The organism is Salinibacterium sp. NK8237 (assembly GCF_015864955.1).
Lineage (GTDB): Bacteria > Actinomycetota > Actinomycetes > Actinomycetales > Microbacteriaceae > Rhodoglobus.
On record NZ_JADYWE010000001.1, the window covers coordinates 2,120,980 to 2,130,198 of the forward strand.

Below are 9,219 nucleotides of genomic sequence, written 5' to 3' on the forward strand. Positions count from 1 at the left end.
TCACCCCTACGACGATGTGGACTCTTGGATGAACTCGATCGACCCGGTTGGACTGGCAAATACAGTCTTCGGCGGGGCCCTGCTTGGCGGGCTCATCGCCCTCAGTGCCGTGGGACTTTCCCTGGTGCTGGGTGTGATGAAGCTGGTCAACCTCGTTCACGGCCAGATCGTCGTGCTCGGTGCCTTCCTCGCCTACTATCTCTCCGCGTTCTGGGGGATCAGTCCTCTGCTCGCACTACCGATCGTGTTTGTGCTCGGCTTCGCGCTGACCGCCCCAATTCAGCATTTCATCCTTGCGCCTGTCGCTCGCCACGGTGAAGAGGCCGGGCTCCTCACTACCTTTGCTCTCGCGATCATTCTCGAGAATGTGTTCATCCGGCTGTTCTCGGGCGATAGCCGCTCGCTCGATACGGCGTTCAGCCGCGAAACAATCGCAATCGGGCCGATCAACCTGCCGACGATCTATCTCATCGGTTTCGTCATCTCCCTCGCGGTCTGTGTCGCCGTGTCGGCGCTCGTCACCCGCACGTCGTTCGGGCGCTCTTTGCGGGCCAGTTCTGAAGATCCCATTTCTGCCGCCATCGTCGGCATCCATGTGAGCCGCGTTCGGTGGGGAACATTCGCCTTGAACGGTGGCCTCTCGGCCCTCGGTGGTGTCCTGATCGCTCTGTGCTTTTCGTTCACGCCGTCCTCCGGTTCCGAATATCTCCTCACCGCCTTCACGATCATCGTGCTCGGTGGGCTCGGCAACATCATGGGCACCTTTGTCGGCGGCATTGCTCTCGGGGTCTTGCAATCGATGGGGGCGTACTTCCTCGGTGACGGCTACCGCACCTTTGTCGGGCTCATCATGCTCATCATCCTTTTGGCTCTCGCGCCCAACGGAATTCTCAAGTGGAGGCGCTCCTCGTGAAAAAGGGACTATCAGTCGTCATGAGTCGCATCGCGACCCCGGCACGCGTCGGTCGACGAGACTTCATCGTTGTTGTGGCGTTGGCTGCGATCGCATTCTTTATTCCCTACGTGGCTGGCACTTACCAGCAGGAGGTTGGCTTTCGCATCCTCCAGCTTGGCGCACTAGCGGCAGCCTGGAACATTGCCGCTGGCTACACCGGCCTTGTCTCCCTCGGCTCCGCTGGCTTCTTCGGCATCGGCGTTTACACGATGGCGATGGCCAGCAACGCTGGACTTCCGATCGTGCTGTGCGTGGTGCTGGCCGCCGTGCTCGCCAGCATCTTCGCGATCATCGTCAGCCCCGCGCTCTTCCGGCTTCGTGGCCTGTACTTTACGGTCGGCACGCTTGCGCTCGCCGAAGCGTTGAGAATCTTCGTCGTCAACAGTCCGTGGTTCGGTGGCCAAGCCGGCATCTACCTCACCGCTAAAGCGTTCACGGCATACGACCTCTATTGGATCGGTCTCATCGTCGCCGTAGTCATCGCGGTGTGCGTCCTCTTTCTCTTGCGCAGCCGCTGGTCGTACCGCATGCAGGCTGTGCGAGACGATGAGGATGTCGCCAGCCAGCTAGGCGTGCGCACGTACCGCACCAAGTTGTGGGCCTTCGGCCTCTCGGGCGCGCTTATCGCGGTGGTCGGGTCGATTCAGGCGCTCAACCAGGGGATCGTGCAACCGAACAGTGGCTTCGGCATGGGGTGGACCATCGAGATCGTCTCTGTCGCCATCATCGGCGGCATGGGAACGAAGGTGGGGCCGTGGATTGGCGCTATCTTCATCGTCTTACTTGGCGAATACCTCATCCAATTTCCTGAAATTCACTTGGCTGTGGTTGGCGTTGTGTTGCTCTTGGTCATTCGGTTTATGCCGAATGGAATCTGGGGCACTCTCACTCTGGCGCTGCAAAAAGATAGGAACTTCTCGTGACCGCGGTATTGCAGCTCGAATCCATTACCAAGTCGTATGGCGGGGTGCGTGCTCTTGACGACCTCAGCATTTCGGTGGCGCCAGGCGAAGTCTTGGGGGTTATCGGGCCAAACGGCGCGGGAAAGAGCACGTTGATTGGCGTGATCGGTGGGGCGCTGACGCCCAATGCGGGTTCTGTTACCTATGACGGTCGCGACGTTAGTCGGCTCAGTTCGGCTGATCGGGCGCGCTCCGGTATCGGTCGCACGTACCAAATTCCGCGACCTTTTACACGGATGACGGTCGGCGACAACGTGCGCTTGGCGGCTACCAACTCCGGTCATCACATTTCGCAGCGGGATCTCGAGCCGTTTGTGGCTGACATTCTTGATCGCCTTGGGCTTGGTCCTTTTGCTCATGAGGCGGCAGGCAAGTTGCCTCTCTTGCGGCGTAAACGCCTCGAACTAGCGCGTGCGTTGGCTTTGAAGCCTCGGTTGTTACTGCTCGATGAGATCGGTGCCGGTCTGGTGCGCAGCGAGACTGAGGAACTCATCTCGATCATTCAGAGTTTGCGCACCGAGGTTGAGTCGATGGTGCTCATTGAACACGTGATGGATGTCATCTCTAGTTGCTGCGACCGCACTGCTGTTCTCGACTTCGGCAAGCTGGTGACGGTTGACGAGACGGCAAAGGTTCTGGCGGACCCCGTCGTGGCATCGCTCTATTTGGGCTCAGCCGCGGGCAGCGCTGAGCACGCACCAGTGGATGAGGGCAAGCAGGCCACGATTCGGGAGTCTCTGAAGTCACTCGTGAGCGTCGCCGAATCGCGATCAGAATCCGCACTGCTTTCCGTTGACGATATCTGGGTGCGCTACGGCGGGCTGAACGCGTTGAAGGGCGTTTCTCTTCACGTAATGCCCGGTGAGTGTGTGGCGCTTCTTGGCGCAAACGGTGCGGGTAAAACGACGTTGGCTCGTTCGCTGGCCGGCGCTGTTCCGCTTACTTCAGGAGAGGTCTCCTTCGCCGGTCAATCCATTTCAGGGCTTCGGCCCGATGAGGTGACGGCGCTAGGAATCGCACAGTGCATGGAGGGTCGCAAGATCTTCGGAACGCTTTCGATCGAAGAGAACCTGATTGCGGGCGGTCTTGGCGCATCGAAGAAGATCAAGGCCGAGCGGCTCGAAGCTGTTTATTCGATTTTTCCCATCTTGAAGCAGCGTCGAAAGAACTCCGGCACTGCGCTTTCTGGCGGTCAGCAGCAGATGCTTGCTATTGGCCGAGCCCTGATGTCGGCACCGTCGCTCGTGGTCTTTGACGAGATCTCGCTGGGGCTTTCACCGATCGCCGTTGATGACGTTTATCAAGCACTCGGGGCGATTCGGGATTCCGGAGTGGCGATGATTGTCGTCGAGCAGAGCGTGGATCGGGCGTTGGCTATTGCGGACCGCGCGATGGTGCTCAGCCAGGGGGAGGTCACTCTCGAGGGCAAGCCAGCAGAGCTGCTAGCCGACAAGCGATTGCTGACGAGCTACCTCGGGTGACCGAAGGTAGCGCCGGGGCGCCGAGTTAGCTGGCGGGCGAGACAGCGCGAGCTTCGAAAAGAATGCTTCGCGTATCGACGCTGCCTTGCAAGCGCGTCAAGCGTTCGACAAAGAGCTTGCTGAGCACATCGAATCGTTCGGTCGGTGCAACGATAGCGACGGCCTGAGAAACACCAGCAGAGTTCTGGATGCACGTGGCAACGGCAGAAATCCCGACGTCCCGTTCTTCGCGGTCGAATGCCAAGTTGTTCGCGCGCACTTCAGCGAGTTCGGCAATGAACTGGTCGATGTCGGTGATGGTTTTGTTGGTGTGGGCAGTGAGTATCTCCGGAAGCACTTCGCGTACTTTCCAGTCGGGAAGTTGTGCGAGCAGTACTTTGCCGATGCAGCTGCCGTGCAGCGAGAAGCTCTTGCCCACTTGGGTGACGGCATGCATTCGGGCAGTCGATGACACTTGATCCACGACGACCACTTCACGACCGCTAAAGATGGCGAGTTCGACGTTCTCGTTCACCGCGCGGGCCAGCGAGGTGAGCACGGGACGCATGCCAGCGACGAGCTGCAGGTGGCTGTTCATCCCGAATTTTAATACTCCCGGGCCGAGTGAGTACCCGCCGGCGGGAGAGGTACGAATGACGAAGCACTCGCGTTCGAGTTCTTGAATGATGCGATGCACGCTGGAGCGGGGCAGCCCGCTGCGCTGCGAGAGATCGGTGAGAGACAGCTGTCCGCGGCCCTCGGCGACGATATTCAGAAGTGTGGTGGCCCGCCCAAAAATAGACATCAGCCGACCGGCCAGCTTCGGGTGACAACGAGGGAATCGACCGCCCAGTGGCTTTCGTGGCGAGAAAATGCCATTTCGTACTCTCCCATCGTCGTCAAGAGCGGGGCGGGCGTGAATTCCCACCGCGTGTATAGCGCTGTTGCTGAGTATCCCAGTACAACCTTGGTAACGCGAACGTTGGTGATGATGTGGCGGTGGCTGTTGGGCTTTCCCCAGAGCTCGGAGTACAGCTCCGTCAATTGTTCCGAGCCAGCCACGGTGCGCTGAGGAAAACTGACGGTGGCATTCTGAAAGAACTTCAGAGCGGCGGGAATATCTTTGGCGTCAGCAATGGCGCCGTACTTATAGAGCAATTCTTCGGCTGCTGAACGGATGTCGTCACTCATGCGAGCTCTCATAGCCACGAAGCAGTGCCCGTCCGTAGTCGTTGCCATTGGGAGTGCGAACAATGGTGTGGATGTGGAACGGCGCCGGTTCTGAATTCTTCAGGAAGACTCCGCAGTGGTGGTCGAGTTCGAAAATCACCACAGGGCTCTGTACTCGGATGTAGAAAACGTCGTCGGGCCCGGTGCCACCGATCCAAGAGATCCAGGTGTCGTCGAAGTGGCTTTCGATCTCCTGCTGGCGGGCACGTGCCGGCCCTTCTGGCAGGTAGTCGACGAATTCGTGAACGAGGGCGCGAAGGGATTCACGCGCTGCTGAGTCAAGTTCGGTGACCCGCAGGCCTTCATAGGGGATGACCCGATTGTCCTGAAACGCTCCAGCCAAATGGCGTTCGTCGCCCGGATGGATGCGCCCGGCTGGCATCGCGGGGTCGACCATTTCTTCGAACAGCACCGCAGTGTCTCGCTGCTGCGGCGTGAGCGCTGCCATAAGCGCGCGGGCGCGGCTGACGCGAGGCATGAGAGCTGGGTCATCGGTGACTTCGAGTTTGTCGGGCTCAGCGCCAAAGAAGATGGGGGAGATGACGAGTTGATTGTTGACGATCGCGCAGTTGAGTGCGAGGTGGTGTCCAAAGATTTGCCACCCCCACGGTTCCGTGAGCGATGGCGTTCCGTAGATGGCCATGTTGTAGCTGAACTCGTTCATGATTCCGTCCAACCCGGTGAGTTTCCCGAGATAGCCGTTGATGTTCATGAGTTTTTTCGCGAGGGCTGCTCCGCGGGCACTGAGCGTTGCGTCGAGCAGCCCGAGGAGTGCTTCGCGTGCGCGTGGCTCAAGGAATTCTAGACGAAGGCCGGTGTCATGCTGCATGAACTCAGGGTTGGCCCACGACTGCCACTCGACGGCATCCACCGAGTACTGCAGGGTTTCTCGCTCTAAGGGTGTGAGTGTCGCGAGGGCGGCCACGGCGGCGTTCATCATGGCTTCGGCCGGGGCGCCGTTGGGTTCAAGGGGATAGAGGTCGGGGATGATTGTCCCGTCGGAGGTGACTCCCACGAACTCGTTGAGGTATAGCGGCTCCCAGCCGCGAATCAGACCGCCAGTGAAAGCATCACGCTTCGCGGCTTCCCGGTAGGAGTAGGCATCGAGCCCTTTGAGACCAGCGATACGTTCATCGTTGGACGGGTACAGGTATCGCCGGAAACCAGCGTCTTCGCTCATCACGTCGTTATTGAAACACACCGCGCCCGGGCTGATATAGGAGGTGTCCCGTGAAATGAGACACGCAGTTGACCGGTGAGCGTGGGGAGTTCAGGATCAATGCCAGCAGAGCTGCTGTGGGTTGGCTCTGCATCAATTGCAGAGGATGACACCGCATGAGGCTTATCGGAGCGAGACTCTCCCCAGGCAGCGACACATTTGTTGCAGCGTTGACCACAAAGGATGGTGTGGAGTCTGCACGAATCCTCACGAGCCTTGAGACTTTCTGGGGTTCGCCTGCGGCGGCACTTGCCAGTTACTCGTCCGAAGGCGGAACGGTTGTTCCTCTTGATCAGCTGCAGGTTGTTCCCCCGGTCTTGCCGGGAGCTCGAGTGCTCTGCATCGGCCTGAACTATCTCGATCACGTGCTTGAGGGCAGTTACAGTGACGCTGGCCTTCCTGATTACCCGACGATCTTTGCTCGCTGGACGTCGTCGTTGACGGTGAGCGGTGCTCCGATTCCCGTGCCGTCGAATGAAGATGGAATCGATTGGGAGGGCGAGATCGCCGCGTTCATCGGGGTGCCACTGACGGATGCGGATGCCGATACCGCTCGAGCAGCGGTGATGGGCTATTCCGCCTTCAACGACGTCACGTCTCGACGTGCCCAAAAATTGACTTCGCAGTGGATCCTCGGCAAGAACGGCGACAACAGCGGGCCCCTTGGTCCATTGGTCACGAGCGATGAGGTCGGAGATTTGCGCGACGGGCTCACCGTCGAAACACGAGTCAATGGCACGACCGTTCAAGAGGGCAACACCAAACACATGGTCTACGAGCTCGGCGAAGTGCTTTCGCTGGTCTCGCATAGCTTCACGTTGAACCCGGGCGACATCATTTGCACGGGCACACCGGCGGGCGTCGGATACTCCCGCACGCCGCAGTGGTTGTTGCACCCGGGAGATGTCGTTGAGGTGGAGATCGAACGCCTCGGCACCGTGACCAATCCGGTTGTGGCTAACGACTTTCGCACGCAATCGGCTCAGCCCCTCAGCGTGTAACACGGCAGTCCTTGAACGTGCGGGCCCCTGAACGTGCGGGCCCTTAAGCGCGCGGGCCCTTGAACGAACTAGTCGCGTGAGGTGGGGCCAGAGGTGACCCCATTTCTCGGCGCAGGCGACGCATTCCGGAATGCTCGGTTCGCTCATACTCCGTTCATAGGAAAGTCATAGAGAACTCCGGTGGGATGTCTACATCACCACAGATAGGGGCGCGAGCGATGCGCCGACATCCCCAAGGAGTTTCACCATGAAGAGCAGAAAGTACACCCTCACCGCGCTAGCGAGCACGATTGTCATTGGGGGGCTTCTTCTGGCTGGATGCTCGACCACTGTCGAGACTCCCGCTGCTGTTAGTGAGACCACGACCTCGGCGGCGGTCGAACAAACCACGGGTGTTGTCGCCACCGAGGTGCTTGCGGCTAACGCAAATTCCACCACCGTGAATGATGACGAGTGGAGCATGGATGGCGCGGTCGCCATCACGCTCAACGGTTCATCCGCATCCGCTGACGGTGACGGGGTGTCGATCTCAGGCAGCACTGTCACGATCACCGCCGCCGGCACCTACGTGCTCTCCGGCGATCTCGATGGCCAGGTTGTTGTTGACACCGCCGATGAGGATGTCGTTGCGCTCGTTCTTGATGGCGCCGACATTTCGAACTCGTCGAGTGCGGCGATCGCTGTGCTGAGCGCCGAGGATGTTGTGGTGTCGCTGAGCGGCAGCAACAGCGTCTCCTCTACGGGAGCTGATGAAGAAGAAAACGCAGCGCTCTTTAGCGATGCGGATCTCACTATCTCGGGCGACGGATCACTCACCGTCACCAGCACCCAGAACGACGGCATCACGAGCCACGATGACCTCATGATCCTCTCCGGCGATATCACGGTCACCGCGGCCGACGATGGACTGCGCGGCAAGGACTCTCTCACGATTGAGGGCGGCACCGTCTCGGTCGAAGCCGGCGGCGATGCTCTCAAGGCGGATGAAGACGAAGACGAGACTAGCGGCTACGTTCTCATTGCTGGCGGCACGATTGACCTCGTGGCGGGTGACGACGGCGTGCAGGCGCAGACCGACATCGTGATCACCGGTGGCGAGACCACGCTGAGCGCGGTTGATGACGGTCTCAAGGCGGAAGTCCACATCGTGGTCTCCGGCGGAGCGACGACGGTCAGCAATTCTTATGAAGGCGTTGAGGCCTACTACATCACTGTCGAGGACGGCTCGATCGATGTTGCCGCCAGCGATGACGGTATCAACGCGACGAGCGGCACCAGCACCACCACTGACATCGGTGGAGTCGAAGAGGCTGACGACGGCGCACTAATTGCGGTCACTGGCGGTGAGCTCACCGTCAACTCAGAGGGCGACGGAATGGACTCCAACGGTTCTATCTTGATCACGGGCGGAACCAGCACGGTGTTTGGTTCGCCGGAGGACCGCGAGGGTGCGCTCGACGCTAACGGCTCAGTTGTTGTCGACGGGGGCACAGTGCTCGCCGTCGGAATGACCGGAATGGCAACCTCGCCTGACGCAGAGTCTGAGCAGGGATGGGTGAGTGTCGCTCTCGATCAGTCCGCTGGTGCGGGCGAGAGTGTGCAGGTGCTCGACGAGAGCGGCGCGGTAATCGCCGAATTCACTTCGGTGAAGACTTTCCAGTCGGTCGTTCTCTCCTCAGCGGATGTCACTGAAGGCTCCACGTACACGGTCACCGTTGGCGGTCAATCGGCGGGAACCGCAACCGCTGGAGTAGCGACAGCAAGCACCCAGGGCGGTGGCGGCGGAGGAGCACCGCGACCGTAACGACTAACCACTAACGCCAAACGGGGTGGAGCTCAGGATTCTGAGCTCCACCCCGTTTTTCGTTGATTTTACTGTGCAGCTCGCTGCCGCAACAATGACGGCGCTACCAGTGCTCGTTGTCTTTGTCTTGGCGCAAAAGCAGTTCGTTGAGGGACTGGCGCAGACCGGTCTGAAAGGTTAGGCCTAGATAGACCTCAAGGGGAGGGGTGATCACTCGACTGAGCGATCGACCCTCTTTCCCATGAGGTGACGCGCAGTCCTCAGTCCAGTCACACCACCCTCGCAAGGTGGTGTGTCGGCGAAGGCCGAGCACAGTGTTTTGGGGGCCTCATTTTTGCGACACGCCCGGGATGCACGTGGTGTTGGCGAGGGGGGCAAAATGCACGTAATGTTTCCTCTTGTCACCCCAAAGGTGCGGAAGTCCCGGGCAGTTCTGCTGCTAGGTTTCCGGCCTCAAGTGGGGGCCGCCATCCTCCACAACTTTAGAGTTGTGGTCGAGTCAAACATCGGTTTACCTCTTGTGGGTTGCGGTGTCAGATCTTAGGATGAGAACCCGCTTTATTCGCGTGTTGGTCAGTTGTGGTGTGC

8 protein-coding genes are annotated in these 9,219 nt (G+C 59.7%); 5 read left to right on the forward strand and 3 right to left on the reverse strand.

Features of this window, described 5'->3' with window-relative positions:
- Positions 1 to 28: 28 nt before the first annotated feature.
- From I6E56_RS10275 to I6E56_RS10285, 3 genes are read left to right on the forward strand one after another with little or no spacing between them, the layout of a single operon-like run.
- Entirely contained in the window at positions 29 to 913 is an 885-nt protein-coding gene (locus tag I6E56_RS10275; RefSeq protein WP_197137866.1) for a branched-chain amino acid ABC transporter permease, read from the forward strand.
- Positions 910 to 1,878, forward strand: coding sequence for a branched-chain amino acid ABC transporter permease (locus tag I6E56_RS10280; RefSeq protein WP_197137868.1), 969 nt, complete (start codon positions 910 to 912; stop codon positions 1,876 to 1,878). The genes I6E56_RS10275 and I6E56_RS10280 overlap by 4 nt, the downstream gene beginning before the upstream one ends.
- Complete coding sequence (locus tag I6E56_RS10285; protein WP_197137880.1) at positions 1,875 to 3,398, forward strand: ATP-binding cassette domain-containing protein; 1,524 nt, start codon at positions 1,875 to 1,877, stop codon at positions 3,396 to 3,398. Before I6E56_RS10280 ends, I6E56_RS10285 begins: the two co-directional genes overlap by 4 nt.
- Before the next feature lie 25 nt (positions 3,399 to 3,423).
- Here the strand turns inward: I6E56_RS10285 and I6E56_RS10290 are convergent, their stop codons facing one another.
- Genes I6E56_RS10290 through I6E56_RS10300 form a run of 3 tightly spaced genes read right to left on the reverse strand, consistent with a single transcriptional unit; the run spans position 3,424 to position 5,787 of the window.
- Positions 3,424 to 4,182, reverse strand: coding sequence for an IclR family transcriptional regulator (locus tag I6E56_RS10290; RefSeq protein ID WP_197137883.1), 759 nt, complete (start codon positions 4,180 to 4,182; stop codon positions 3,424 to 3,426).
- Positions 4,182 to 4,568, reverse strand: coding sequence for a nuclear transport factor 2 family protein (locus tag I6E56_RS10295; RefSeq protein WP_197137885.1), 387 nt, complete (start codon positions 4,566 to 4,568; stop codon positions 4,182 to 4,184). Before I6E56_RS10295 ends, I6E56_RS10290 begins: the two co-directional genes overlap by 1 nt.
- On the reverse strand, positions 4,561 to 5,787 hold the full coding sequence (locus I6E56_RS10300; RefSeq protein ID WP_197137887.1) for a DUF3500 domain-containing protein: 1,227 nt from the start codon (positions 5,785 to 5,787) through the stop codon (positions 4,561 to 4,563). The genes I6E56_RS10295 and I6E56_RS10300 overlap by 8 nt, the downstream gene beginning before the upstream one ends.
- Before the next feature lie 155 nt (positions 5,788 to 5,942).
- Between I6E56_RS10300 and I6E56_RS10305 the strand changes: the two genes are divergently transcribed.
- Both I6E56_RS10305 and I6E56_RS10310 read left to right on the forward strand, forming a co-directional pair.
- Entirely contained in the window at positions 5,943 to 6,827 is an 885-nt protein-coding gene (locus I6E56_RS10305) for a fumarylacetoacetate hydrolase family protein (RefSeq protein ID WP_197137889.1), read from the forward strand.
- Positions 6,828 to 7,074: 247 nt separating this feature from the next.
- Positions 7,075 to 8,631, forward strand: a complete 1,557-nt coding sequence (locus I6E56_RS10310) for a carbohydrate-binding domain-containing protein (protein WP_197137891.1) — start codon at positions 7,075 to 7,077, stop codon at positions 8,629 to 8,631.
- Positions 8,632 to 9,219 lie beyond the last annotated feature (588 nt).